At 68.7% G+C, this 422-nt stretch carries 1 protein-coding gene; it reads right to left on the reverse strand.

Annotated features, from left to right (window positions below; genetic code table 11):
- Positions 1 to 422: DUF3662 domain-containing protein (locus LPA54_RS39955; protein WP_228985315.1), on the reverse strand; the 422-nt coding region annotated here is incomplete at both ends.

Here is a 422-nt window from a genome sequence, read left to right on the forward strand (position 1 = left end):
GCCGGCGGGCGGGGCCGGAGCGGCCGCGCCGGGGGCCGCCGCCTGGCTGGCGGAGGAGGCGAGCGTGCGGCTGCGCACCCGGTACAGGCCGGTGTCGAGGTCCTCGGCCTTCTCCAGGTGCACCTTGATCGGACCCATGAACGTGTAGCGCTGCTGCTTGGCGTAGTCGCGGACCATGCCCGCGAGCTCGTCGCCGAGCTGCCCGGAGTAGGGGCTCAGCCGCTCGAAGTCCGGTGTGCTCAGTTCCACGATGAAGTCGTTGGGCACGACGGTGCGGTCGCGGTTCCAGATGGTGGCGTTGTTGTCGCACTCCCGCTGGAGCGCACCGGCGATCTCCACGGGCTGGACCTCGGACTTGAACACCTTGGCGAAGGTGCCGTTGACCAGACCTTCGAGACGCTGCTCGAATTTCTTCAGGACTC

The sequence above is a fragment of the Streptomyces sp. DH12 genome, assembly GCF_020873895.1.
Classification (GTDB): domain Bacteria; phylum Actinomycetota; class Actinomycetes; order Streptomycetales; family Streptomycetaceae; genus Streptomyces.